22 protein-coding genes, 1 tRNA gene and 1 pseudogene are annotated in these 24,548 nt (G+C 58.3%); 22 read left to right on the forward strand and 2 right to left on the reverse strand.

The window, feature by feature from the left end; all coding sequences use genetic code 11:
• Nucleotides 1–27 precede the first annotated feature (27 nt).
• The 6 genes from OZX64_RS04370 to OZX64_RS04395 all read left to right on the forward strand — a co-directional run bounded on the left by OZX64_RS04370 (nt 28) and on the right by OZX64_RS04395 (nt 6,867).
• Complete coding sequence (locus OZX64_RS04370) at nt 28–759, forward strand: SGNH/GDSL hydrolase family protein (RefSeq protein WP_277171667.1); 732 nt, start codon at nt 28–30, stop codon at nt 757–759.
• 392 nt (nt 760–1,151) lie between these two features.
• Nucleotides 1,152–2,474, forward strand: coding sequence for a tyrosine--tRNA ligase (gene tyrS, locus OZX64_RS04375; protein WP_277155918.1), 1,323 nt, complete (start codon nt 1,152–1,154; stop codon nt 2,472–2,474).
• A gap of 108 nt (nt 2,475–2,582) precedes the next feature.
• Nucleotides 2,583–4,667, forward strand: coding sequence for a helicase (locus tag OZX64_RS04380; RefSeq protein WP_277171668.1), 2,085 nt, complete (start codon nt 2,583–2,585; stop codon nt 4,665–4,667).
• A complete protein-coding gene (locus OZX64_RS04385) occupies nt 4,667–5,704 on the forward strand; it encodes an HAD-IIA family hydrolase (RefSeq protein ID WP_277171669.1) in 1,038 nt (345 codons plus the stop codon). Before OZX64_RS04380 ends, OZX64_RS04385 begins: the two co-directional genes overlap by 1 nt.
• Before the next feature lie 8 nt (nt 5,705–5,712).
• Nucleotides 5,713–5,919, forward strand: coding sequence for a hypothetical protein (locus OZX64_RS04390; RefSeq protein ID WP_277171670.1), 207 nt, complete (start codon nt 5,713–5,715; stop codon nt 5,917–5,919).
• A 213-nt stretch (nt 5,920–6,132) separates the two neighbouring features.
• Entirely contained in the window at nt 6,133–6,867 is a 735-nt protein-coding gene (locus OZX64_RS04395; RefSeq protein ID WP_277171671.1) for a TlyA family RNA methyltransferase, read from the forward strand.
• Here OZX64_RS04395 and OZX64_RS04400 read toward each other — a convergent pair.
• The gene (locus OZX64_RS04400; protein ID WP_277171672.1) at nt 6,849–7,538 is read right to left on the reverse strand and encodes a hypothetical protein; all 690 of its coding nucleotides are present in this window, start codon (nt 7,536–7,538) and stop codon (nt 6,849–6,851) included. The two genes, OZX64_RS04395 and OZX64_RS04400, sit on opposite strands and share 19 nt — an antisense overlap.
• A 338-nt stretch (nt 7,539–7,876) precedes the next feature.
• On the opposite strand from OZX64_RS04400, the pseudogene OZX64_RS04405 reads away from it, so the two are divergent.
• The 7 genes and pseudogenes from OZX64_RS04405 to OZX64_RS04435 all read left to right on the forward strand — a co-directional run.
• Nucleotides 7,877–8,755, forward strand: a pseudogene (locus OZX64_RS04405) (NAD kinase); the annotation flags it as partial.
• A 273-nt stretch (nt 8,756–9,028) separates the two neighbouring features.
• Nucleotides 9,029–10,858 (forward strand): DNA repair protein RecN, encoded by a 1,830-nt coding sequence (gene recN / locus OZX64_RS04410; RefSeq protein ID WP_277171674.1) that lies wholly within the window; start codon nt 9,029–9,031, stop codon nt 10,856–10,858.
• A gap of 361 nt (nt 10,859–11,219) precedes the next feature.
• The gene (locus tag OZX64_RS04415; RefSeq protein ID WP_277174974.1) at nt 11,220–11,882 is read left to right on the forward strand and encodes an HAD family phosphatase; all 663 of its coding nucleotides are present in this window, start codon (nt 11,220–11,222) and stop codon (nt 11,880–11,882) included.
• Nucleotides 11,883–11,992: 110 nt separating this feature from the next.
• On the forward strand, nt 11,993–12,370 hold the full coding sequence (locus OZX64_RS04420) for a GntR family transcriptional regulator (protein WP_277155910.1): 378 nt from the start codon (nt 11,993–11,995) through the stop codon (nt 12,368–12,370).
• 203 nt (nt 12,371–12,573) lie between these two features.
• On the forward strand, nt 12,574–13,458 hold the full coding sequence (locus OZX64_RS04425; RefSeq protein WP_277174975.1) for an ABC transporter ATP-binding protein: 885 nt from the start codon (nt 12,574–12,576) through the stop codon (nt 13,456–13,458).
• An 8-nt stretch (nt 13,459–13,466) separates the two neighbouring features.
• Nucleotides 13,467–14,162, forward strand: coding sequence for an ABC-2 transporter permease (locus OZX64_RS04430; protein ID WP_277171675.1), 696 nt, complete (start codon nt 13,467–13,469; stop codon nt 14,160–14,162).
• Entirely contained in the window at nt 14,162–14,407 is a 246-nt protein-coding gene (locus OZX64_RS04435) for a hypothetical protein (protein WP_277171676.1), read from the forward strand. The genes OZX64_RS04430 and OZX64_RS04435 overlap by 1 nt, the downstream gene beginning before the upstream one ends.
• 69 nt (nt 14,408–14,476) lie before the next feature.
• On the opposite strand, the gene thrC is transcribed toward OZX64_RS04435, so the two are convergent.
• Entirely contained in the window at nt 14,477–15,967 is a 1,491-nt protein-coding gene (thrC, locus tag OZX64_RS04440; protein WP_277171677.1) for a threonine synthase, read from the reverse strand.
• A gap of 226 nt (nt 15,968–16,193) precedes the next feature.
• On the opposite strand from thrC, the gene OZX64_RS04445 reads away from it, so the two are divergent.
• The 9 genes from OZX64_RS04445 to OZX64_RS04485 all read left to right on the forward strand — a co-directional run bounded on the left by OZX64_RS04445 (nt 16,194) and on the right by OZX64_RS04485 (nt 24,468).
• On the forward strand, nt 16,194–17,510 hold the full coding sequence (locus OZX64_RS04445; RefSeq protein ID WP_277171678.1) for a glutamate-5-semialdehyde dehydrogenase: 1,317 nt from the start codon (nt 16,194–16,196) through the stop codon (nt 17,508–17,510).
• Between the two features lie 230 nt (nt 17,511–17,740).
• Nucleotides 17,741–18,292, forward strand: coding sequence for a phosphoribosylglycinamide synthetase (locus tag OZX64_RS04450; RefSeq protein WP_277174976.1), 552 nt, complete (start codon nt 17,741–17,743; stop codon nt 18,290–18,292).
• Between the two features lie 131 nt (nt 18,293–18,423).
• Nucleotides 18,424–19,110, forward strand: a complete 687-nt coding sequence (gene nadD / locus OZX64_RS04455) for a nicotinate-nucleotide adenylyltransferase (protein ID WP_277174977.1) — start codon at nt 18,424–18,426, stop codon at nt 19,108–19,110.
• 75 nt (nt 19,111–19,185) lie between these two features.
• Nucleotides 19,186–20,208 carry a ribose-phosphate diphosphokinase gene (locus tag OZX64_RS04460; RefSeq protein WP_277171679.1) on the forward strand — a complete coding sequence of 341 codons (1,023 nt, stop codon included), beginning with the start codon at nt 19,186–19,188 and terminating at the stop codon, nt 20,206–20,208.
• 135 nt (nt 20,209–20,343) lie between these two features.
• Nucleotides 20,344–20,414 (forward strand) — tRNA-Gln (locus OZX64_RS04465).
• A 94-nt stretch (nt 20,415–20,508) separates the two neighbouring features.
• Complete coding sequence (gene glmU / locus OZX64_RS04470) at nt 20,509–21,891, forward strand: bifunctional UDP-N-acetylglucosamine diphosphorylase/glucosamine-1-phosphate N-acetyltransferase GlmU (RefSeq protein WP_277155907.1); 1,383 nt, start codon at nt 20,509–20,511, stop codon at nt 21,889–21,891.
• 3 nt (nt 21,892–21,894) lie between these two features.
• Complete coding sequence (rsfS, locus tag OZX64_RS04475) at nt 21,895–22,311, forward strand: ribosome silencing factor (RefSeq protein WP_277171680.1); 417 nt, start codon at nt 21,895–21,897, stop codon at nt 22,309–22,311.
• A gap of 79 nt (nt 22,312–22,390) precedes the next feature.
• Nucleotides 22,391–23,116 (forward strand): histidine phosphatase family protein, encoded by a 726-nt coding sequence (locus OZX64_RS04480; RefSeq protein ID WP_277155905.1) that lies wholly within the window; start codon nt 22,391–22,393, stop codon nt 23,114–23,116.
• Nucleotides 23,117–23,178: 62 nt separating this feature from the next.
• Nucleotides 23,179–24,468 carry an alpha-amylase family protein gene (locus tag OZX64_RS04485; RefSeq protein ID WP_277171681.1) on the forward strand — a complete coding sequence of 430 codons (1,290 nt, stop codon included), beginning with the start codon at nt 23,179–23,181 and terminating at the stop codon, nt 24,466–24,468.
• The last annotated feature ends 80 nt before the right edge of the window (nt 24,469–24,548 follow it).

Consider the following 24,548-nt stretch of genomic DNA (forward strand, 5'->3'; position numbering starts at 1 on the left):
GCCTATACGCAGAAAGGTGTGAATAGCATGACATTGGGTATCGGAACCCCGATAGCGGTACTCGAGGCGATGTGGGCGAAACATACGATTCATCTGGCCGAAGCGCCCGGCGGTGAGACGTTCGGAGTGCAGAAATACCATCAGCCGATTCCTGATAACGCCAAGCCGCTGACCCTGTGCGCGATCGGCGATTCCATGGTGGCTGCTTGCGGCACGCAAGACCAAAAGGAAGGTCTTACAGCCGACCTTGCCCAAGGGCTTGCCCAGGAGTTCAAACGCGATATCAGGTGGGAGGCCCACGGCAAACTTGGTGCCACGATGCGCCGTGTTCGTTACCGTCTGCTTCCGGAAGTTCTCAAAACTGGAAAAACATTCGATATTCTGGTGATTTGCGCAGGTTCCAACGACATCATGGCCAACCGGACACTTAATGAATGGCGCGCCGACCTGGGTGCGGTGTTGGACGAGGCCAATCCGCTGAGCGGCCATATCGTCGTGCTCAGCCCCGGACAGATGCAGCATGAGCCGGCATTGGGCAAGGCCCTGCGTCGCGCTCTCGAGCGTGAGATGGATGAGCAGGCAGCCGTGAGCAAGGATGTCTGCGCGGAACATGGCGCAACTTACGTCGACATGATTCACGAAAACGTGCATGCCGACGCTCCTGATTTCTTCTCTGCCGACCATTTCCATCCCAGCGCCAAAGGTTATGGCTATATGGCTCAAGGCGTGGTCGCCAAGTTGATGACGCTGCGGCCATAGACGGCAACTGCCATTACTTCGGCTACATTGCTCAGGTGGTGATGGCTGCCATCTTCTCGCGTCAGGTTTTCGGCGATGTCTCTAAGGAAGGACACGCGACGGTATCGGCTGTTCTCATTCGTGCAATACCGTTGGAATGTTGGCATCGGTCGATGGGAATCACCGTTGCCGTCTCTTGTTTCGTCAGCATTCCGCGGCTGACGGTGCCTGAGGTGTCCATCCGGCTCCGTGTATTCGCTCGAGCATGTCGGCTCAGTGCACGGGTATTCCCCTTCTCGACATGTCAATAGCCCGACTGGCTGCGGCTGTCGTAGTCATCTGCGAAAATATAAAGGTTATGGAGGCTGGATTTGGTCTCGGATGCTCTCACAAAAGAATAGGGGAATACGGTTATGGCTCACGTCACCGATTTCAAGGAAGCGGGATTCGACTCTCTCTTCGATGAATTGAACTGGCGAGGGCTGATTTCACAGTCCACGGACCGCGATCAGCTCGCCAAAGCGTTGAACGGCGGGCCGATCACCTACTATTGCGGTTTTGACCCTACTGCGGCATCGCTGCATATCGGCAATCTGGTGCAGCTGATCAATATGCGGCATCTTCAGGAAGCAGGCCATCATCCCATCGCCCTGGTAGGCGGTGCCACCGGACTGATCGGCGATCCGCGCCAGAGCGGCGAACGCACGCTCAACCCCAAGGATGTCGTCGAAGGCTGGGCCCGCAGGCTGAAGAAGCAGATCGGCACGATCCTCGTCACCGACGGCGACAATCCGGTACGCTTCGTCTCCAACTATGACTGGACCGCCAAGATGTCGGTCATCGATTTCCTGCGTGACGTCGGCAAGAACTTCCGCATGGGCACCATGCTCGCCAAGGACACGGTGGCACGCAGACTGAAAAGCGACGAGGGCATCTCCTTCACCGAATTCAGCTACCAGGTGCTGCAGGGCAACGATTTCCTCCATCTTTTCGACGAATACGAGTGCACGCTTCAACTGGGCGGCTCCGATCAGTGGGGCAACCTCACCAGCGGCCTCGACCTGATTCGCAAGGTGCATGGCGCGAGCGTCAACGTGTTCACCAGCCCCATCATCACCGACAGCCAAGGCAAGAAGTTCGGCAAATCCGAAGGCAACGCCGTTTGGCTCGATGCGACGATGCTGAGCCCCTACAAGTTCTATCAGTTCTGGTACAACCAGCCAGACGGAGAGATGGAGAAGCTGCTGAAGGCGTTCACCTTCCTTCCCAAGGCCGAAATCGAGCGTCTGGCGCACGAGGCCCAAGTCAACCCCGGCGCCCGTGAGGCGCAGAAGGCGTTGGCATGGGAGGTCACCAGCTTCGTCCACGGCGAAAAGACCACGCAGGAGGCGATCGATGCGGCGTCGGCCTTGTTCGGTCGTGGCGGCGATCTGAAGTCCATCGGCTCCGATATGCTTGAATCTTCTATTGACGGACTCAAGATCGAAAACGAGGAAGGCGAAAAAGTCTTCGCCAAGGCGGTGATCGGCGAGCGTATCTCGCAGGCCGCAGTCTCGGCGGGTCTTTTCAAGTCGATTTCCGAGGCGCGCAAGACCATCAAGTCCGGCGGCGTCTATATCAACAACACGCGTGTTGAGGATCAGGATCAGGAATTGACCGGCGATGATTTTCTTACCGGTCACTTTGCGTTGATTCGTCGTGGCAAGAAGGCCGTAGCGGTCGTCGAACTCGGCTGACAGCAAGCGTTGAACAAGCCGATTAGAATTTATTACAGAAAATAATTTAGGATTCCCGTTCAATTCTGAAGGCGGGAAAAGCTAAACCCAAACAAAAGGTATAAGCATATGGCAGAAGAACAGCGCGGCAATCGCGGCGGCAATTCATACGGTCACGGTTCGTCCCGTTCAGATGGCGGCTATCGAGGCCACGGTGGATTCCGAGGCAATAATCACGGCGGCGGCTACCACAAGGGCGGTCACGGCGGTTATCGTGGCCACGATGACGATCGGCGCGGCGGCTACCGCGGCAATGGTGGCGGACACCGCGACTTCCACCGCGATGATCGACGTGACGGCGAACGCAGCGGCGGACACCGCGGATACGGTGATGGAGATCGCCGAGACTTCCACCGCGACGGTGAACGCGGCGGCTACCGCGGAGGAGACCACCGTGGCGGTTATCGCGGTCACGATGACGATCGGCGCGGCGGCTACCGCGGCAATGGCGGTGGACACCGCGACTTCCACCGCGACAATGAACGAGGAGGCTACCGCGGAGGTAACAATCGTCATGACTTCCAGCGTGATGACAGGCGAGATTTCCATAAAGACGGAGACCGCAGGGACTTCCACAAAGGAGGCTATCGCCACGATGACGACCGTCGTGGAGGCTACCGCGGCGGAGACGACCGCAGGGACTTCCACCGCAATGACGATCGTCGAGGCGGCTACCGTGGCAATGACCGTCGCGATGGCGACAGGCGTGATTTCCGTCGTAACGATGATCGCAGGAACGGTTACGACTCTCGAGGCAACGGCCGTCGGGACTTCCACCGAGATGATCGGCGTGACGGTGAACGCGGCGGATACAAGAGCTATAACAACCATCGTGACGATCGCCGTGATAATCGTCGTGGCGGTTACCACAACGACGGGCGTGAGGAATACATGCACAGGGGCCCGCGTCGCAATTCCGATGGGACCGTCTCGTTCCCGTCGCAGAACCCGTACACCGATCGTCGACCCGGTGAGCCCCGCATGCCCAAAGGCATGGAATGGTCGATGCTCTCCAAGGACGAGAAGGAACGGCTGAGGGGACTCTCCAAGGAGCACGCCGAGAACACCGGTCTGCACATTCTTGCCGCCTACGCGCTTGAGGAAAGCGATCCCAAGGCCGCCCGCGAACACGCCGAATGGGTCGCTCACCAGGCCTCCCGCATCGACTTCTCCCGTGAGACCCTGGCATTCATCGCTTATCGTCAGGGCGATTACAAGACCGCCTTGAAGGAGTTCCGCACCGCGCATCGCATGAACGGCTACAACGACTATCTGCCGTTCATCGCCGATTGCGAACGCGGACTCGGCAATCCCAAGCGCGCCATTGAAATGGCGATGTCCGATGACGCCAAGGAGCTCACCGGCGAGTCAAAGGCCGAGATGTTCCTCGTCTACGCCGGAGCGTTGGGTGATTTAGGGCTTTGGGACAAGGCCGTTGATGTGGTCAGCAAGCTGGCCGGCACCAAAGGTCTACCCGGCGCCTACCGCATGCGCGCCCTGCAGGCCGAACAGTATTTCCTCGAGGAATCCGGGCGCGGAGATGAAGCCGCCGATCTCGACACCACCATCGAGCAGCTTGAAAACAAGTATGCCGACATGGACGATGACGATATCGATGCCGAAGAAGTGGTCATCGACTACGATCTCGAGCGTCTGCCCGACGATATGATGGAACAGCTCGGCATCACCGAGGACGATGCGCAGTATGCACCCGTTGATCCGTATGAGGAAGACGACGAGCGCGAGCACGAAGACCATGATTCCGATTCCGAACAAGACGAAACGGATGAGGATTCCGAAGAACAGGCAGGGGCCGAGCTCGATACCGACGCCGATCTTGACGACCAATCCCAGTCGGCTCTCGATCCGGAAACACCGGAAGCCCAACAAAGCGCTGATGCTACGGCGCAGCAAAACGCCGATGGTATGGAAGTCGTCGACGAATCAGGCGATGAGAGCGCAGACCAGGAAGCCGCCCTGAACGCGGAAGGCAACACCGAAGAAGACGACGAGGCGCAGACCCAGGACGACGGCGACGATGATGAAAACGAGTTGCCTGCCGAGGAGGCGACCGCAGGTGCGCAAGACCCCACAGATCCGGCCGTCGAGCAGGAGGCCGCCGACGAAAAAGACGGATCCGGCGAAGAGGAGTAATGGCGACAGTGCTCAAGGCAACCGAACAGCCTCTCGAACAGGCGTACAAGCTGGCGTTGCTCGATCTTGACGGCGTGGTCTACAGGGGCAAAAACCCTGTGGATTACGCCAGCGAGTCGATCGCGAAAGCCCAGCATGCCGGTATGACGGTGGAATACACCACCAACAATTCCTCCCGTTATCAGCAAACCGTGGCGCAACAGCTTCGCGGTTTTGGCCTTGAGGTCGAGCCTTGGCAGGTCATCACATCCTCGGTTGTGGCCGCACGAATGGTGGCACGTGCCGTGCCAAGCGGGGCCAAGGTGCTCATGGTCGGTGCCGGCCATTTGCGTGAGGAGTTGGAAAAACAGGGGCTGACGGTAGTCGATCGGGTAGAGGACGATCCGGTGGCCGTGGTGCAGGGATGGTATCCCGAGGTCACGTGGAACGAACTCGCCAACGCGGCCTACGCCGTTGAACGCGGTGCGAAATATTTCGTCACCAATCTTGATCTGACGATTCCACGCGAATTGGGCATCGCCCCCGGTTCCGGGTCGATGGTCCAGGCCGTGATGAACGCCACGGGCGTTGAACCGGTCGCATCGGCGGGAAAACCGGAAGCCGCGATGTATGATGAGGCGCGGCTCCTGGCCTCGCACGACGGCGCCACCTTGGTGCCGAAGGCCGAATGCCTGGCCATCGGCGACCGGCTTGACACGGATATCGAAGCCGGCAACCGGGGCGGCTATGATTCCTTGGCCGTCCTTACCGGCGTGGCCGATTCCAAGCAGCTGATGCTGGCCGCGCCCCATCTGCGTCCCACCTTCATCGCCCGCGACCTGCGCGAGTTGCACGAGACTATGCCGGCACCCGTCCAGGTCTCGAAGAGCGAATGGGAATGCGGATCTGCTTCGGCAAGCGTCGAAGGCAACGCAGTACTGGTCAGCGATAGCGCTGATATCAACGCATTGCGTGCCGCGTGCAGCCTGCTCTGGGACCTGGCTGACAGCGAAAAGGCCGATGCCGCCGCATTGCAACTGCCTGAGTTCAGGCTTTAGGAGATTCCATGGTTTCCCGCTATGAGGAAGAACACGCAACGGCCGACAATGCCGAGGGAGACGAACGCCATGACGTCACCGCATTCGATGACTTGTGCGTGCGTTATCCCAGGCTCGAAGGACTTGGCGATCTCGACGCCGAACAAACGATCGAGGTGTTTCGCGACGTTTTGGACACCATGAACGGTGATTTGAACAGTCAGCAACGAGCATGATCGGCTGACGTGAAGTTCGGCATCAAAGGTGACGGAAACGGTGAAACGGTGAGGTCGGGAATCCTCCCATCAAGACGTGTCGTGGCGATTTTGGTCGCGCCTGCGTGCGAATGCCCGGGTTGTCATCACGGCGGAACGTCGTTTTCAGCCGTTGCGGAATCGGTCTGTCAGTTGCCGTTTACCAGACGTTTATCAGGGGAAGGGTGATCAGACATGCGTTTGGACGCATACATGGCTGCTGCACAATTGGCGCATAGCCGTACCCAGGCCCAGCGCCTCATCCGTTCCGGAAAAGTCCGTGTCGCGGGACGGCTCGCGAGCAAACCTTCCATGCAGGTCGACAACAGTGCAGTGATTGCGGTCGACACCGGTGACGACTATGTGTCGCGAGGGGCCTACAAGCTGCTCGGTGCCTTTGATCGATTCGGCGATTCGGGTCTGCCGTCGCCGGCAGGCCGTCATTGCCTGGATATCGGTGCTTCCACCGGCGGTTTCTGTGACGTCCTGCTTCGGCATGGGGCTTCGCAGGTCATTGCCCTTGATGTCGGGCACGGCCAGCTGGATGCGCGCATAGCCGCCGATTCGCGCATCATCGAGATGAGCGGCGTCAATGTTCGCGATGTCGAACCGGAAGACCTGCCGTATCGTCCGGATTTCATCGTTTCCGACGTGTCCTTCATTTCGCTGACCTATGTGATTCCGGTGATCGCCAAGATCGCCGCGAACCATGCCGATATCGTGCTTCTGGTCAAACCGCAGTTTGAGGTGGGCAAAGGCCATCTTGGCAAGAACGGCGTGGTGGAAGACGAGAAACTCCGTCAGAAAGCGTTGAACAACGTGTGCCGTTGCGCCACAGCCAACGGGCTCGATGTGGTCGGCACCTGTCCCTCGCCGATACAGGGGACCCACGGTAACCGGGAATACCTGCTTTATGCCGCCCTGCGCTGAAGGGCTTCATACTCGCCTTCATTCCAACGGCGTTCGATGAGCTTGACGCTGGAGGTCCTGTCGAACCTCAAATCGTCGTCGAATATGACTTTCTCGACATGGGTATGATCGTGCAACGATACATAGCCGGCCTCAATCTTTTGGCTGATGGTGCTGCACAGCACCACATTGTCGGCCGTGATCCGTGGGATACTGCTGGGCTTGAGATACCCTTTCATGCCGAATCTTTCGAACATGGTCGTGCGTATCGGCCGTATTTCAAGTCTGTCCGCTTCGGCATACTCCCCGATGGTGGCGTGGCCTGTTATCCTGGCGTCCGTCGCCGTCAGGGATTTGGCTTCGACCAGACCGTTGACGCGGGCGGTTGTTTTGACGTAGAGGCCGTGATCGGTTTTGATTTCGCCTGTCAGATCGATTCTGCGTGAGCAGATGCATTGTTTGGCGCTGATGCGTCCATGCCCGGCAAGAGAATCGGAGACGAGTCGGCTTGAACAGTTCAGCATTCCGCCTTCCATGACGATTCTGCGCCCTCGGCAAAACGCCGCCTGCAGGATTCCTTGCACCACCAGCGTATCGAACGTCACGTTTTCATACATTCTGGCGTTGCCGTGAACGATGAGGACACCATAGTCGCCGCCTTTGATGGTTCCGCCGAAGGTGTTGAGGTTCATCTCGTCTCCTTTTGGCCGTCAGACATTTTTCATACCGTTTCATACCGTTTTCATACTGCCGCTATCTGTATTACATGAAGTCGAGGCAAAAAAGAAATCAGAACATAGGCATCATTCAAAAAATCAAGATTTCTTGATATCATAAAATAGCGAATATTATCTTAAAAGAATGTTCTGCTTCGCATCGCCACGGCGAATCCCCGTTGGCGCCATCCTGCCTCCGACGCAGCCTTTCCTCCTGGCGGATTGCCTTGGAGTAAGCTTCTTGTAGACACCGTCCGGTTAGGATATAAGCGCAGACGGTCACAGCGGTTTGACGCAGGAAAAGAGGCAGGACGATGGTCGGTAAACGCCATGCGGTCATGGTCACTCATGCTCATCTTCGTGAGACCAGCCTTGTCGTGCGCGAGGCGGTCGAGCAGCTTGAGCGCGCCGGGTTCTGCGTTCGAATCGTCGACAGCCTCGATCCGCCTAGATTCGGTGAGTCTTCCCCCATCGTCGACAGCGACACGGAGATTGTGGTCGTGCTCGGCGGGGACGGCACGATTCTGGGTGCGGCGGAACTGGTCCACAATACCGAAGTTCCCATTCTCGGTATCAATCTGGGACATGTCGGATTTCTTGCGGAATTCGAGAGTTTTCAATTAAGCGAAGCCATCGCCCGTGTCGCCGGTCGGGACTATTCGATTGATGAACGCAATCTGGCGAATGTGTCCGTGACTTCTCCGGACGGCAGCACGACGCTCAGCGATTGGGCGTTGAACGACATCACCATCCAGCAGGCCGATCGCGACCACATGATCGAGCTTTCCGTCGGCGTCGATGGGGTGGAGGCCAGCTCGTTCAGCTGCGATGGCGTGATCATCTCGACGCCGACCGGCTCGACGGCCTATGCGTTCTCCGCCGGGGGTCCGATTATCTGGCCGGACGTCAAGGCCTTGCAGCTGATACCGCTGGCCGCCCATGCCCTGTTCACGCGCCCGATGGTGATCGGGGAGCATTCGCGCTTCACCGTCGATCTGATTGACGATTCCCTGACCGAGGGCTGGATCTGCTGCGATGGCAGAAGGAAGATGAGACTCGGGTACGGAACCAGGACCACCGTCCATCTTTCCTCGCGCACTGTCAGGCTCGCCAGCCTTTCCGGCGTGCCGTTCACCAATCGTCTGGTCACCAAGTTCAACCTTCCCAGCGTCAGTCTTCGTCAACGTTCGCGTCTCGAGGAACGCAAACGGGAAGGCATCATCGCCAACGAAAACAAAGCCCGGGTGTGCTATCCTTTGGCGGTCGGACAACAGGGGGAGTGGAACGGGGTCACTGCGGAGCCAGCACATGATGGTGTCGGGCCGTTCTCTGCCGGTTTCCCGCAGTCCGGAAGCGACGTCAAAGGAATTGACGAAACGGACGCAGGAAATAAAAAGGACACTGCTGCGCATCGCGACAGGCAAGGCCTGGACGGAAAACAGGATGCGTCTGAAAGGTGAAACACGATGCTTGAAGAACTGGAAGTGCGCAATCTCGGGCCCATTCGTTCTGCACTATTGAGTCCGAACAAGGCAATGACCGCCATTACCGGTGAAACCGGTGCAGGCAAATCGATGCTGTTGAGCGCGATTCGTCTTATCTCGGGAGCGACGGCCAGCGTGGCGCGGGTATCCGCCGGCGCGGATTCGGCGTGGGCCCAGGGAATTTTCGATGTCGACGAAAACGGTGAGGCGACCCGTCTCGCGCAGGATGCCGGAGCATTGGATATCGATGGCGAAAAGAGCGACCCGGATCCCGACGAAATCGGTCGGCAAGAACTATTCCTCTCGCGTATGGTTCCTGCTTCCGGACGTTCCAGAGCGGTATTGTGCGGGCACAGCGTTCCCAGGAATGTGCTTGGCAACGTCGCCGCACAGCTGGTCACCATTCATGGGCAGGCCGATCAGATGCGTCTGGCAGCGCCGGCGCGGCAGCGGGAATTTCTCGATATGGCCGCCGACGACACAGCCGAACGTGACGCCTATCGTCAAGCCTGGCAACAGCTGCAGATCATTGACCAACGGTTGAGCAATGTCACCAATCAGGAGGCATCGACCCGCGCACGAACGGATTACCTGCGGGAATCCATCGAACAGATCAACAAGGTGGATCCCAAACCTGGTGAAGACGAGGAACTCAAGGAGAAACGCTCACGCGTCGAAAACGCAGCGGAAATCGCCCAGGGTGTGGGGTCGGCGCTTTCTGCATTGGATGCCTCGCAAGTGGATTCCGACAGCGACGCACAAGGAGCCTCCGATGCCATCACCCATGCCATCCAGGCATTGCGCACAATCCATGTAGGCGGCTCGTTTGGCCAGGCCGCCGACCGCTTGGAGTCGTTGAACGCCGATCTTTCCGATATCGTGTTCTCGCTTTCCAACGAAGTGGATACCGACGGTGATGCCGAGGGATTGGATGCCATCAACTCCCGCATTCACGAACTCGACGAGCTGACTCGACGTTGGGGGCCGACTCTCGAAGACGTCATCGCCTGGCGGGACAAGGCGGTGTTCGAAGTCGAAGATCTGGACGCCTCGCCAGAAAAGATCGATGAACTCAAGGCACAGCATCAACAGGCTTTCGACAAGGCGCTCAAGACGGCGACCGTCTTGAGCAAGAAGAGGAAGCTCGCGGCGAAGGCGCTGGCCAACATGGTCACCAAGGAGCTTTCCGCCTTGGCTATGGCGGGAGCAGGCCTTGAGATACGCGTGGTAAGGCGCGGTGTGTCTTCGGAAAACACAAGCACGACGGCCGCAAACGGCGAAAACGATACGTCTTCCGGAATTTCCACCTGGCCGTTGGATGCCAATGGCATGGATGACATTGAATTCCTGTTCACCCCGTTCCCGGGTTCCCCGCAATTGCCGATGGGCAAAAGCGCGTCCGGCGGTGAGTTGAGCCGACTGATGTTGGCCCTGGAACTTTCTGTGGCCGAGAAGCGTACAACCGGTTCAAGCGATATGACCTTCATCTTTGATGAGATTGACGCCGGCGTAGGCGGCAAGGCGGCGCTTGAGCTTGGCAAACGCTTGGCCAAGCTGTCGCAGACCTCGCAGGTCATCGTCGTCACCCATCTCGCACAGGTCGCCTCGTGGGCCGATGCTCAATTCGTGGTCAGCAAAGGCAAAACGGATGCCGATGCCAAAAGCGCGGGTTCGAAGCCAACCGTTGAAACGACCGTCAATGAGGTCACCGGAGATGCCCGTATCCACGAAATCGCCAGAATGCTCTCCGGCAGCGAATCCGCCACGTCCCTAGATCACGCCAAAGAACTCCTTGCTCAAAGCAAATTATGAATATCATGTTTAACGGTTAGTCGCTGTTGGCTGGGATATACAATGTTCGACACGCTCCGGGCCGCTCAGACCAAGTCTTTACGGTCGAACATCGCATATCCCAGCCAACAGCTAATCAACAACAAAAAGTGATTGCATTAGATTTTTGTGGGAAAACTATATTTTAGCTGTTTTTATTCGCTTCAGGCCGTATCTTTGTGCAAGTGAGCGGGTTGTGAGTCAGTTAACCTTTAACATGAGCTGGGGTGGCGGGATATGCGATGCACAGGCGTAAAGCTTGGCCTACCGGCCTGGAGGGTGCCTGAGCATTGTATATCCCGCCGCCCCAGCGTCACGCCCTTGAAGAGGAGATAAATAGATGATGAGAACGAACGAAGGCAAAGCGGCCATCTTCGATCTGGACGGGACCCTGCTCGATTCCATGGACGTGTGGCATCAGGTCGATGTTGACTTCTTCGCAGAGCGTGGGCTGACGCTGACCGATGATTACATGAGCGACGTCTGTGCGATGAAACCTGACGAGGTGGCGCGTTACACCATCGAGCGGTACGGGCTTGATGATACTCCTGGTGAGCTGTCACGGCATTGGGACGAGATGGTGCTGGAGGCGTACGGCACGACGGTGCAGGCCAAACCGCATGCCATCGAATATCTGGATTATCTCAGAGGCAGCGGAGCCAAGCTGGCGGTGGCCACGTCGCTGTCTCCCAAGGTTCGAGAGGTGGCGATGCGTCACGTCGGCATCGATACGTATTTTGAGACGGTCGTCAGCGTTGAGGACACCCAGGCTGCCAGCAAGAACAGTCCCGAGGTCTATCTGCTTGCCGCCTCGCACCTTGGAATACCTGCGCGGCATTGCACTGTCTTCGAGGATTTGCTAACTGCGGTATGCACGGCGAAGGATGCCGGCATGAATGTCTGGGCCATGGAGGATTCGTATTCAGCGAATGACAGGGCAGACATCACCAAAATTGCCGATGGCGTCATCAACGACTTCGATGACGCTCCGAGACAACTGTTATAGTACTGACTTGCACAGTTGGTTTTACTGTTATATAGTGTAGCTGAACAGTATAACAGTCTTATCCAGAGATATGTACACTGTTCGACAACCAGAAACAGAAAGGGGCATAGATGAAACTGATCATCTCATCCGTGTCCGGGGAACCGATCTACGAGCAAATCAAGCGTCAGATTCGCCAGGCCGTACTTAGCGGCGAGCTCAAGGGCGGGGAGGCGCTGCCAAGCCTGCGCAAGCTGGCCCGCGAGCTGCGTATCTCCGTGCTCACCGTCACCCGTGCCTACAACGAGCTGGCGGATGAGGGCATCGTCGTCAATGTGCAGGGCAAGGGAACGTTCGTCGCCGAAAAGGGTGATGAACGAATGAAAAAGAAGCTCACCGCCCAGGTGCGCAACGCCTTGCGACAGGTGGGAGTCGCGGCCAAAGCGGCCGATATCCCGCTTATCGACCTGATGGACATGCTCGAGAACGCATACAGGAAAGCCAAGTGAGATTCACTGGTAAGCACTGCGTTGCTCAGGCACTTACGTAACTGCGCAACGCCAGCCAACCATCGTTCGTTGACTGGTCAATGAAGGTTTCCGCGCAGAACGTATCGGTTCACCGTTGAACAGGAAGGAATACGATGATGACGCAGTCATCACCTACAACAATCACATCGGACACACAGAACGTTTCTGCTGCCGGCAGTGGCATGCCGATGGCGTTGAGTGTCACCGATGTCAGGAAAAGCTATGGTTCCGGCTTCAGCCTCGGTCCGGTGACCTTCGACCTGCCGATGGGCTACATCATGGGGCTCATCGGACCGAACGGCGCCGGCAAATCGACGCTCATCAAGCTGATTCTCAATATGATCCATCGCGATGCCGGTTCGATCGGCGTGTTGAGTCTCGACAACATCGCCGACGAGGTCAAGGTAAAAGAACAGCTTGGAATCGTCTTCGACACCAGCTATTTCTCGACCTATTGGACGGTCAAGATGGCCGGCCAAGCAATGATGACAATGTATGACAGTTGGAATCAGACAAGATTTGAGCATTACCTTGACCGATTCGGACTTGGAATGAAGAAGGTCGTTAAAGATCTTTCACGCGGCATGCAGATGAAACTAATGATCGCGGCCGCCCTGAGCCATGATGCGAAACTGCTGATTTTGGACGAGCCGACCAGCGGCCTTGACGTGCTGGCCCGAGACGAACTGATGGACATCCTGCAAGGCTACGTGGAAGACGGGGCGCACAGCGTGTTGTTCAGCACCCACATCACCTCTGACCTCGAGCGGGCGGCTGATTTTATTACTTACATCACGCAAGGGCGGCTCTATTACACCGGTCCCAAGGATGAGTTCGAGGATTCTTTCCGCATGGTCAAAGGCGGACTCGACCAGGCGGCGGATATCGAACCGCAAGCCGTCGGAATCCGACACTTCAGCACCGGTTTCGAGGCGCTGGTTCATCGGGAAGTCGTGGACAGAATTGTCGGTCAAGTCCCCGGATTGGTAAGCGAACCCGTGCCCATAGATGACATCATCCGCCTGACCAATGCGGCCAAGGCGTCTACCGACATGAACAAGGAATGAGGAATACCATGGACTTCAAACAAATCGGCAAAGCGCTTCGTATCGATGTGTTCAAGATTCTCGCATATAGCAATGGGAGCGTTTGGCTTCTCGTCCTTCTGCCACTGGTCTTCGCGGTCGTGCCCGGGATGATGGGCAAAGAGTCGGTGCTGTATCCTATGAGCGGTGCGGTCACCGGAATGCTCACGTTCGTCTCGGCAATGGCCGGGATGTCGGTTTTCAGCTATGAAGACCAGACAGGAAGCGCGAAACTCAACGGGTTGTTGCCCGTATCACGGAGAAATCAGGTCGTCGGGCGGTATGCCTTTGCTTTGCTTGTCGTTGTGGTCGCTGTCGTCTTGCAGATGATTTGCGGGATGATGATGTTTAGACTGCGGCGCATGGGCGCTGTGGCTGGCTTGATGACAACGGTGCTGGTTGCCAGTCCGATCCTCGCCGGTATCTATCTGCCCATTGGCTATCGTTTTCCTGCGACGAAGGCTGTGGGATATGCAATCATCCTGTTGTTCGTCATCGGTGGAGCGCTGGTGCTCGTCGCATTCACCGTGCCGGACGCCGTACTGAATAACGTGATGGACTTCGTCACGAGTGCGAAACTGGGGCCGATCCCATGGGTTGCCATCATAGGCATCCTCGTAGCTGCGGTGATATTCGTCCTATCGTGCCGGTTGTCAATGCACATTTACGAGCGTAAGGAACTCTGATGGATACCGATGATGATTCTGGCGACAACAAGAAGCAAGACGAACAAAATCAGGCCGAGAAGAAGGACAGCGATCGAAGGCTGACCATTTTTCTCCCTTTGCTGGTCGTCATGATCTGTTTGCTGATGCTATTGAACAGCGTCATCGCGGATTCCGGTTCCATAGGAATTCGAATTTTCATCTGTGTGTTGATGCTCGCGGATGTCGGTTTCATGGCAGCACTTGCGGCACGTAATCATCAATAACGCGGATCGGGCGGTTGCGCAATGTAGTCAGTGGATTGCCGACAGTGTTTCCTTATCGGCTGATTACGGTCATAACCGTTCGGACGCGGCTCTGACGTAATCGGCCATCTCACCGATATCGATGACATCGGTAAAGCGTTCGGTGGCGTGTTCCAGCCCGCGCAGGTTCTTGGGGGCGGTGGTGCCGGTGGCCTGCGCAAGACGATCCATGCACTCGAAGCCGGAGCCGGTGGTGTCAAGGCCGAGCGCACGGCCGACCACGCGCGGGAACTTGTATGGGCTGGCAGTGCTCAACAGCACGCGCGGCATAGTCGATTCCCGTGGTTCTTGTGACATCACATGGTAACCGCAGGCGGTGTGCGGGTCAATGACGTAGTGGTTGTTCTTCCAGCATTCGGTGATGGCCTGACTCACCTCGTCCTCGTCGGCCCAACCGCAGGAGAACAGTCCACGGATTCGTTCAAGCAAGGGCTCCGGAATCGTGAACGAACCCTTGTTCTGCAAATCGTCCATGAGGTTGCGAATCAATTCGGTGTCGCCGTCCGACATGTAATAGAGCATACGTTCAAGGTTCGAGGAAACGAGGATATCCATCGACGGCGAGGTGGTCTCAAAGAACGGACGCTCACGGTTGTAGGTGCCGGTGGTCAGGAAGTCGAAGAGCACGTTGTTGCGATCGCTGGCCACGATGAGCCGTCCGACCGGCAGGCCGAGTTTCTTGGCGTAGTATCCGGCGAGGATGTCGCCGAAGTTGCCGGTGGGCACCACGAACTCGACTTCATCACCGACCTTGATGGCCCCGCGCTCGACGAGTTGCGCATAGGCGGAGAAGTAATAGACAACCTGCGGCACAAGCCTGCCGACGTTGATGGAGTTGGCGGAGGAAAGCGAGACGTTGTGGCCTTCCATAAGTTTCGCGGCCAGAGCTTTGTCGCCGAAAATGCGTTTGACGGCGGTTTGCGCATCGTCGAAATTGCCACGTACGGCGCAGACATTGACGTTCGAGCCGGCCTGCGTGGTCATCTGCAGACGCTGAATCTCGCTGACCTTGCCCTCTGGGTAGAAGACGGTGATACCGGTGCCGGGGGTGTCTGCGAACCCTGCGAGCGCCGCTTTGCCGGTGTCGCCGGACGTGGCGGTCAGCACCATCACCTTGTCGCCGATCTCCGACGAGGCGGAAGTCGTGCGGGCCATAAACTGCGGAAGGATCTGCAGCGCGACGTCCTTGAACGCGCTGGTCGGCCCGTTGAACAGTTCGAGGACGTAATCGTCACCCAATGGTTTCAGCGGAGTGATGGCGCTGTCGAGCCACTGGGAGCCATACGCCGCGCGAACGCAGTCGTCCAGTTCGGCGGCCGTAAAGTCGGGCAGCAGCACGCCGAGTACCGTACGGGCCATTTCTCGGTAAGGCTTACCAATCAACGTGGAGACGTCAACCTGTTGTCTGCCGAGCTCGTCGCTGACGAACAGGCCACCATCACTGGCAAGCCCTTGACGGATGGCCTGACGGCTGGTCAGCTGTTCGGAAGAACTTCTGGTGCTGTGGAAAGTGGTATTCATCACCAATGCCTCGTTTGTTCTGTGCGTTCGGTAATTGCTCGGTGTCAACAGTCTAATGGAAAGCAGACCCGAATACCGAAGGTGTCCGAATCGGCTGTTGCAGATCCGGTTTGGACGCGGCAAGGCTTACAATCGTTGGCAACAGTGCAGGCGTGCAACGGTCTTTTTGAATTGAGGCCGATGCACGACCGTAGTGGAATGTGTTTTGAATATCAGGGAGAACAACATGCTCGCAGATGGTCGTCAGGATTCGTCGGTTCTGGATCCGGAGGTGTTCCGGCAGGTCTGCGCCATGGGCGACGCCGCAACGCGGGCGCAACGGGTGCTCGCCGAAGCCAACAGCGAGGCGAAGAACGCTTTGCTGGGCGCGATGGCGGACGCACTCGAGGCGGCGGGCAAGACCATCGCCGAAGCCAATGATGTCGATATGCGTGCCGCCAGGCAGGAAGGCATGAGTGAGGGAAAGCTCGACCGTCTGCGCTTCGACGAAGCCCGCGTGCAGGCGGCGGCCGACGGCGTCCGCCATGTAGCCACCCTTCCCGATCCGGTCGGCGAGGTCGTGCGCGGCTCAACGCTGTTCAACGGCTTGCGCTTGAACGAGGTGCGAGTTCCGATCGGCGTATTCGGCATGATCTATGAGGCCCGGCCCAACGTCACGGTCGACGTTGCCTCGTTGTGCCTCAAATCCGGCAATGCCGTCCTGTTGCGTGGCGGGCACGAGGCGCAGCATACCAACGAGGCCACGCTTGCCGTCATCCAGAAGGTGCTGCGCGAGCAAGGCTTCGACCCGGCGCTGGTCGTCTCTGTCGACAGGTTCGGGCGTATGGGCGCCACGGCGATGATGGAGGCGCGCGGCCATATCGACGTGCTGGTGCCACGCGGGGGAGCCGGGCTCATCCAGGCCGTCGTGCGCAATTCCAAGGTTCCGGTCATCGAAACCGGGGCCGGTAACGTTCACATCTATGTCGACAAAGCCGCGGATTTCGCTAAGGCCATCCCCATCATCCTCAACGCCAAAACGCAGCGGGTCGGTGTCTGCAACGCCGCCGAAAAGCTCATCGTCCATCACGACGTGGCCAAAGACTTTCTGCCCTTGGCGGCGCAGGCGCTTGCCGATGCCGGAGTGGAACTTCACGCCGACGATGAGGCGTATGCAATCATTGAGGGCAGCGACATCGAAAATGTGAACCTGCTTCATGCCACGCCCGAGGACTGGGATACGGAATACCTCGCCCTGAAAATGGGGGTGAAGGTCGCCGGCTCGTTGGACGAGGCCATCGACCATATCAACGCCCATTCCACCGGTCATACCGAATGCATCATATCAGAGGATTACAGTGCCATCGAACGCTTCACCAGGCGTATCGACTCGGCGGTGGTCATGGCCAATGCCTCCTCAAGGTTCACGGATGGCGGTATGTTCGGTTTTGGAGCCGAATTGGGCATCTCGACGCAGAAGCTGCATGCCCGCGGACCGATGGGACTTACGGAAATGACCACCACCAAATGGATCGGCTACGGCACCGGCCAGGTGCGGGCCTGAAGACAAGCGAAGGACATGGTATGAACGACGCTGAACACAGCAACGACGACGCTGGCATCAAGGGCGCTGACAACAATCTGGAAGGCAATATTTCCGCAAGCCAGAATCCCGACAACCAGCCGGCGACCGCTACCGCCACAACGGACGGGCAGAAAATGCCGGAAAGCGAGCAAGGCGCACAGGAAACGGGGCAGGCCGATTACCTGCTGGCCAAAGACCGCGGCATCGACATGAGCAATCCCCGCATCGGCCTGAAGATCGCCTCGGAGCGTCTCGCCATCGTGCGTTACGTCTTCCTGGTCCAGGTCGAGGACGGCATCGCCACCGCCGACCAGCGGGCCTCCTTGGAGTACGCTGATGCAGCTCTTGTCGGATGGCCGGAAATGGACGCGGACGACGTCGTAGACCTCGACGAGGACGGCAAAAAGACCGTGGCCGAGCGTCTCTCCGCCATGGAGCACTATATCGCCGAATTCAGCAGGCAGGAAGCGCAAGGCGGCATCGACGCCATGACCGACCTGCTGATCCGTGCCAGCGAGTGCGTCGCCTCCGTGCGTCGCCTTTACCAACCCGATTTCCCAATTCCGACGTTTGCCGAGATCCGCCGTGTGGTGCAGGACGAATACGACGAGGACATGGGCAAAATCGACACCAGCCAGCACGCCACCGCCGAAAAGATCGAGGAACAGACGGAACAGGCCGACGAAAAACGCGAAGAGACTGTGTCGGACCAATCCCAGAACGAGAAAAACGCCAAACACAAGGGAAACGGCAAGGCATGAGCGACGCCGAAACCTCCATAGGCCAGTATGCAGCGGCCGGCAGCGGCGAATCTTTCAAGCCCGCTCACGCGGGTGCCGTGCCGTCAGCGTCCAACGCCAAGACTTCGAAACATCGCGAACCGGCACGCAAGATGTCCGGTCTTTCCCCACAACCCGATCCCGACTCCATCGATGCCGCAAAAACCGGACAACAGGGGCATCGCCACGGCAGCGGGCATCGACGCATCGGCATCATGGGCGGCACCTTCGACCCCATCCACAACGGCCATTTGGTGGCGGCAAGCGAGGTGGCATGGGTCTACGACCTGGATGAGGTGATTTTCGTGCCGACAGGCCGACCCGCGTTCAAGCTCGACAAGGACGTGACCAACGCCGAGGACCGCTATCTGATGACCGTCATCGCCACGGCCTCCAACCCTAAATTCACCGTCTCCCGCGTCGATATCGACCGCCCTGGCGTCACCTATACGATTGATACGCTGCGCGACATCCGCGCATTGAACCCCGATGCCGAGCTCTTCTTCATCACCGGAGCTGATGCCGTGGCCGAAATCCTCAAGTGGAAGGAAGCACGAAACATGTTCGGGCTGGCGCGCTTCGTCGCGGTCACCCGTCCCGGCTACCAGAGCCCTGAACACATGCGCACCCAGATCGAGGTCGACACCTTGGAGATTCCGGCCTTGGCGATTTCATCGACCGATGTCCGCCATCGGGCCTCGCTGGGAGAGCCGGTGTGGTATCTCGTCCCCGACGGCGTGGTGCAATACATCGCCAAACACGGGCTGTATACCCGGGAGGAAGACGATGGTCGTAAATAAAATCGGCCGTGTCGTTTCCGTCGCGTTGAGAGGCTAATATAGCTGTGGTTCATACAGACGATAACGTTTGGAGACATGGTGAGCGCAATCCTAGAAGGAAAGCCCAGTAAGAATCTCATTCTCGTCACCGGCAGGGTTCATCCCCAGCTGGCGACGGACGTCGCAAGCCAGCTTGGCATCGACGTTTTGAAGACCACCGCATACGATTTCGCAAATGGGGAAATGTATGTGCGATACACCGAATCGGTGCGTGGCGCCGACGTCTTCGTGCTGCAAAGCCACGCCGGCGACGTCAACAAGGCCATCATGGAACAGCTCATCATGATCGATGCGCTGAAGCGTGCCTCGGCCCGTTCCATCACCGCCGTCTGCCCGCTTTTGGGTTATTCCCGCCAGGACAAGAAGCATCTTGGCCGCGAACCCATTTCCTGCCGCCTGGTTTTCGATCTGTTGCGTACGGCGGGTGCCGACCGTGTGATGAGCGTCGACCTGCATGCCGCACAGTCCCAGGGCTTCTTCGACGGGCCGGTCGATCATCTGATCGCCATGCCGGTGCTTGTCGATTACATCCGTGACCGTTTCCAGGGCAATCTCGACAACGTCGCCGTGGTCTCGCCCGACGCCGGCCGCATCCGCGTGGCCGAGCAGTGGGCGCAACGCCTGGGCGGCGGTCCGCTTGCTTTCGTCCACAAGACCCGCGACATCAACCGTCCCAACCATGCCACATCCAACCGTGTAGTCGGTGACGTGGTCGGCAAGGACTGCGTCCTGGTCGACGATCTCATCGATACCGGCGGCACCATCGTCGGTGCCTGCGACGTTCTGAAGCAGGCCGGCGCCAAGTCGGTGACAGTGGTGGCCACGCACGGCGTGCTCTCCGACCCTGCGGTCGAGCGTCTCAAGAACTGCGGCGCACGCGAGGTCGTCTTGACCGACACCGTGCCGATCGATGAGTCCAAGCGTTGGGACGGCCTTACGGTCCTTTCCATCGCACCGTTGCTCGCCAGCGCCATTCAGGCGGTTTTCGAGGACGGCTCGGTCGCCAGGCTTTTCGACAACTACCCCGAACATCACGGGCAAGGCTTCCTCTTCGCGTGATTTGACGGCGTCCAAGCTTGCACGGTTTGCTGGTCGTTTGTTATTCGACTTGAGACGATTCGTCTGTCGCGCGTGTCGAGTTGTCAGAGGCAACCAGCATAATAGAAAATCGGTTCGGTCTTATGGCCGTTCCATTCCTCCATGGTGTAAAGGCAGCACACGGGTCTTTGGAACCCTTAGTCTTGGTTCGAATCCAGGTGGAGGAACTTGTTCAACCGGCTGGCTTCCGTGTATCGGATACCAGCCGGTTCTCATATTTTAACGGCGTGTTTCGCTTTCGAAACAGGAATTGGAGTGGATATGGCATTGAGTGCAGCGATCATACTGGCAGCCGGCGAAGGCACGCGCATGCGTTCGTCAAAGCCGAAAGTGCTCCATGAGCTGGCCGGCAAGACCTTTCTCGAGCGTGTGATGAGTTCCGTTTCCGCCCTCGAGCCCGAAACCCTTGCCGTAGTCGTTCATTATCAGGCCGAGCGCGTTGCGAAAGCCGCGAAAAGCTACAACGAACATGTCGAGATCGTCAACCAAGACGACATTGCCGGCACCGGACGCGCCGTGCAATGCGCCATGAACCAGCTTGATGCCGACGGGAGGCTTACCGGTTCGGTGCTCATCGCCGCCAGCGACATGCCGCTGCTCGATACCGCCACCCTTGACGCGCTTCTCGCCTTCCACAAGGCCAGCGGCAATGACGCCACCGTGCTCACCGCCAATCTTGAGGACCCGACCGGCTACGGCCGCATCATCCGCGACAGCGACGGCAGCGTGCTGCGCATCGTCGAGCAGAAGGATGCCAACAGCAGCGAGCTGGCGGTTCACGAGATCAACACCTCCGTCTATGTCTTCGACGCGGCGGTGCTCGCCCGTGCGGTGCAAGGCCTGGATTCGAAGAACGCACAAGGCGAATTCTATCTCACCGACGCTCTCGAGACCGCGCGAAAGAACGGCAAGGTCGGCGCACTCGCGGCGTCCGACTCCTTAAGCGTCGAAGGCGTCAACGACCGCGTGCAGCTGGCCCACCTTTCCCGCACGCACAACCTGCGTACCTGCGAGCGTTGGATGCGCGCAGGCGTGACAATCCCCGATCCGCAAACCACGTGGATCGAAGACGACGTCGAGTTGGCGCAGGACGTCACGGTCCTGCCGGGAACCTTCCTGAAAGGGCATACCACAATCGCCGAAAACGCGGTTATCGGACCTTACACCACGCTGATCGACGCCCGGATCGAGGCCGGAGCCACTGTCGAACGCAGCCGTGTGCAAGAGACCCATATCGGCCCTGATGCCAATATCGGCCCATGGACCTACCTGCGTCCGGGCAATGTGCTCGAAGCAGGCACGAAGGCCGGCGCGTTCGTGGAGATGAAGAAGGCGCATATCGGAGCCGGCACCAAAGTGCCGCACCTGAGCTATATGGGCGACGCCGAACTGGGGGAGAACTCCAACGTGGGCGGCGGTTCCATAACCGCCAACTACGACGGCGTGCACAAGAACCGCACCCATATCGGCTCGAACGTCCATGTAGGTGCCGGCAACCTCTTCGTAGCGCCCGTCGAGGTCGGCGACAATGTCACCACCGGAGCCGGATCCGTCATCCGCCACGCGGTGCCGGACGATTCGATGGTATATTCGGAGAACACACAACACGTAGTAGAGGGCTGGAAGCCCGAATGGGAGCGTTGATTCATGACAGCATTGCAAAGTACGATTGAGGCCCTGCGTCTGGCTGCGATGGCGGCCGACCGGGTCAAGGCCACCGACCTCGTCGCCTTCGACGTCACCGGCCCCATCGCCATCACCGATGCCATGCTCATCGCCACGGCATCCAGCGAACGTCAGGTTCTGGCCGTGGCCGAAGAGGTCGAGAAGGAGCTTTACACCAAGGGCGGAAAACTTGAGCCTATCAGTCGCGAAGGCCTCGATGAAGCTCGTTGGGTGCTGCTTGATTACGGTGATTTCGTCATTCACGTCATGCATGAGGAAGAGCGCGGATACTACGATCTTGAGCGATTGTGGCAGGATTGCCCCGCTATCGACCTTGAGCTTCCGAAGGAGCCCGATCACCGGCCCGCCGACGGGCACACCGCCGACGAACGCGTCTGAAAAGCCACGGGCACGGCGCCGGTCTTTGCGGCCACGTTGAAAATTTAGACCACTCCGTCAGTATCTTAGGAGTCACACGATGGATTTCAGTACCTTATTCGATCCCAATGTCCACGTCCGTTCATTGACCTTGGTGCGTCACGGACGTACCTCGTACAATGCCTCCGGCCGTGTTCAGGGAGTCACCGACATCCCACTCGATGAGATAGGCGACTGGCAGGTCCGCCAGACCGGCAAAGCGTTGAAAGAGCTGTATGTCGACGGCGAGAAGGACCAGGCACGACACCGCCTGATCGTCGCGTCGGATCTGGGCCGTGCCATGGCCACAGCCCATGCTTTCGCCGATCTGATCGGCGAGGAGGTCCACCCGGATCCGCGTGTGCGCGAACGGCATTACGGCGATTGGGAAGGCCATGCCACTCGTGAGATCATGGAAAGGTACCCGGATGATTTCATTTCGTGGCTCCATGGCGAGGGCGGCGAGCTCAAGCACCACGTCGAACCGGATAAGCACGTGGGGCAGCGGGCCACGCAGGCCATAGCGGAATGGGCAGGCAAGGCCGAACCCGATACCGACCTGTTTGTCTTCTCGCATGGCGCCTGCATCGCCGACACGGTACGGACCCTGCTGAACGCAGACAATGACGCGGACGCCAATTCAGCGGTCTTTTCGATGCGCAACGCGCACTGGGCAAGGCTCATCCCAATCGCCATCGCAGGCAAACCGCTGCGCTGGTCGCTTTCCGAGTACAACCACGGCCCATCCATCGCCGATACCCCCGAATGGGAGAATCCCAAGCTCTAAACCGATGAATTGCGTATGATAGAAACAAGGTTTCTATCGCGGTATTGATTCGAGGTATACGGATGGACGATTGCAGCAAACGAGTCTGGTGGCAGGTTTATCCTTTGGGTTTCTGCGGAGCTCCCGTCCGCCCGCAATCCGATGCCCAACGTCAAAGAAAGCCCAGGCTCGAGCGCCTGATCAATTGGCTGGATTATATGAAGGGGATGGGCTGCAACGGCCTTTTGCTCGGTCCCGTTTTCGATTCGGACACCCACGGCTATGACACCATCGATTTCTACAGGATCGACCCGAGACTCGGCGATGACGAGACGTTCGGGCGTCTGGTCGAAGCCTGCCACGAACGCGACATCGCATTGATGCTCGACGGTGTCTTCAACCATGTCGGCAGGAATTTCCCGGAGTTCCAGCGTGAGCTCAACGAAGCGCAAGACAAGATGAAGGCCGGCAAACCCGTCGGGCACGACAGCGATGACATGTTCAGCTTCTCAGTGATGCAAGACGGGACACTTGATTATGCAAAATTCGAGGGTCATGCCATCTTGCCGGCGTTCAACCACGATGCGCCCCGCGTCGCCGATCTGGTGACCGACGTGATGACCCATTGGATGCGGCGTGGCGTGGATGCCTGGCGTTTGGACGCGGCCACAACGGTGCCGACATCATTCTGGGCAACAGTCCTGCCGCGCGTGCGCCGTGAGATTCCCGATGCCTGGTTCATGGGCGAGGCGATACAGAGCGACTATCCACAGTTCGTACACGACTCCACCGTCGACACCGTCACCCAGTACGAACTGTGGAAAGCGATATGGAGCAGCCTTAAAGACGGCAATTTCTTCGAGCTCGACTGGTGTCTCAAACGCCATGACGCTTTCCTGGAAACCTTCATACCCCAGACCTTCATCGGCAACCACGACGTCACCAGAATCGCCAGCCAAGTCAATGACGAAGGGAAACTCGCCTTGGCAGCCGTGATTCTGTTTACTGTGGGCGGCACTCCCTCTGTCTATTACGGCGACGAACGAGCGATGACAGGCGAGAAAACCGAGGGTGTCGGCGGCGACGACATCGTCCGTCCCGAATATCCCGAGACTCCGGAAAACCTGTCCGACGACGGCAAGTGGATGTACCGCTTGATCGGCCAATTGGCCTCGATGCGCCGCTCCCGACCATGGCTGACCGACGCCACCACAGAGCCGACGTTGCTTGAAAACAGGCATTACGCCTACGATGTCACGGCCAGGGATGGCAGCGCCAAACTTCACGTCGATTTGAATCTCGACGCCACCCCACATGCGGATATCTACGAGGGCGGTGGCGCGCCATTGCTGCACGTCGAACACCACATATGATGCATGATCGATAGACTCGGATGGCGATGTGGCTTGTATCCTGTGATTATCTCTGTAGGCTTGCGGAGATAATCACGAAA

The organism is Bifidobacterium sp. ESL0704 (assembly GCF_029392075.1).
Taxonomy (GTDB): Bacteria; Actinomycetota; Actinomycetes; order Actinomycetales; family Bifidobacteriaceae; genus Bifidobacterium.

Excerpts from the sequence above, each read along its gene's own strand:
- OZX64_RS04370 (WP_277171667.1), top strand. The coding sequence starts at position 28 with ATGACATTGGGTATCGGAACCCCGATAGCGGTACTCGAGGCGATGTGG.
- tyrS (WP_277155918.1), top strand. The coding sequence starts at position 1,152 with ATGGCTCACGTCACCGATTTCAAGGAAGCGGGATTCGACTCTCTCTTC.
- OZX64_RS04380 (WP_277171668.1), top strand. The coding sequence starts at position 2,583 with ATGGCAGAAGAACAGCGCGGCAATCGCGGCGGCAATTCATACGGTCAC.
- OZX64_RS04385 (WP_277171669.1), top strand. The coding sequence starts at position 4,667 with ATGGCGACAGTGCTCAAGGCAACCGAACAGCCTCTCGAACAGGCGTAC.
- OZX64_RS04390 (WP_277171670.1), top strand. The coding sequence starts at position 5,713 with ATGGTTTCCCGCTATGAGGAAGAACACGCAACGGCCGACAATGCCGAG.
- OZX64_RS04395 (WP_277171671.1), top strand. The coding sequence starts at position 6,133 with ATGCGTTTGGACGCATACATGGCTGCTGCACAATTGGCGCATAGCCGT.
- OZX64_RS04400 (WP_277171672.1), bottom strand. The coding sequence starts at position 7,538 with ATGAACCTCAACACCTTCGGCGGAACCATCAAAGGCGGCGACTATGGT.
- recN (WP_277171674.1), top strand. The coding sequence starts at position 9,029 with ATGCTTGAAGAACTGGAAGTGCGCAATCTCGGGCCCATTCGTTCTGCA.
- OZX64_RS04415 (WP_277174974.1), top strand. The coding sequence starts at position 11,220 with ATGAGAACGAACGAAGGCAAAGCGGCCATCTTCGATCTGGACGGGACC.
- OZX64_RS04420 (WP_277155910.1), top strand. The coding sequence starts at position 11,993 with ATGAAACTGATCATCTCATCCGTGTCCGGGGAACCGATCTACGAGCAA.
- OZX64_RS04425 (WP_277174975.1), top strand. The coding sequence starts at position 12,574 with ATGCCGATGGCGTTGAGTGTCACCGATGTCAGGAAAAGCTATGGTTCC.
- OZX64_RS04430 (WP_277171675.1), top strand. The coding sequence starts at position 13,467 with ATGGACTTCAAACAAATCGGCAAAGCGCTTCGTATCGATGTGTTCAAG.
- OZX64_RS04435 (WP_277171676.1), top strand. The coding sequence starts at position 14,162 with ATGGATACCGATGATGATTCTGGCGACAACAAGAAGCAAGACGAACAA.
- thrC (WP_277171677.1), bottom strand. The coding sequence starts at position 15,967 with ATGAATACCACTTTCCACAGCACCAGAAGTTCTTCCGAACAGCTGACC.
- OZX64_RS04445 (WP_277171678.1), top strand. The coding sequence starts at position 16,194 with ATGCTCGCAGATGGTCGTCAGGATTCGTCGGTTCTGGATCCGGAGGTG.
- OZX64_RS04450 (WP_277174976.1), top strand. The coding sequence starts at position 17,741 with ATGAGCAATCCCCGCATCGGCCTGAAGATCGCCTCGGAGCGTCTCGCC.
- nadD (WP_277174977.1), top strand. The coding sequence starts at position 18,424 with ATGTCCGGTCTTTCCCCACAACCCGATCCCGACTCCATCGATGCCGCA.
- OZX64_RS04460 (WP_277171679.1), top strand. The coding sequence starts at position 19,186 with ATGGTGAGCGCAATCCTAGAAGGAAAGCCCAGTAAGAATCTCATTCTC.
- glmU (WP_277155907.1), top strand. The coding sequence starts at position 20,509 with ATGGCATTGAGTGCAGCGATCATACTGGCAGCCGGCGAAGGCACGCGC.
- rsfS (WP_277171680.1), top strand. The coding sequence starts at position 21,895 with ATGACAGCATTGCAAAGTACGATTGAGGCCCTGCGTCTGGCTGCGATG.
- OZX64_RS04480 (WP_277155905.1), top strand. The coding sequence starts at position 22,391 with ATGGATTTCAGTACCTTATTCGATCCCAATGTCCACGTCCGTTCATTG.
- OZX64_RS04485 (WP_277171681.1), top strand. The coding sequence starts at position 23,179 with ATGGACGATTGCAGCAAACGAGTCTGGTGGCAGGTTTATCCTTTGGGT.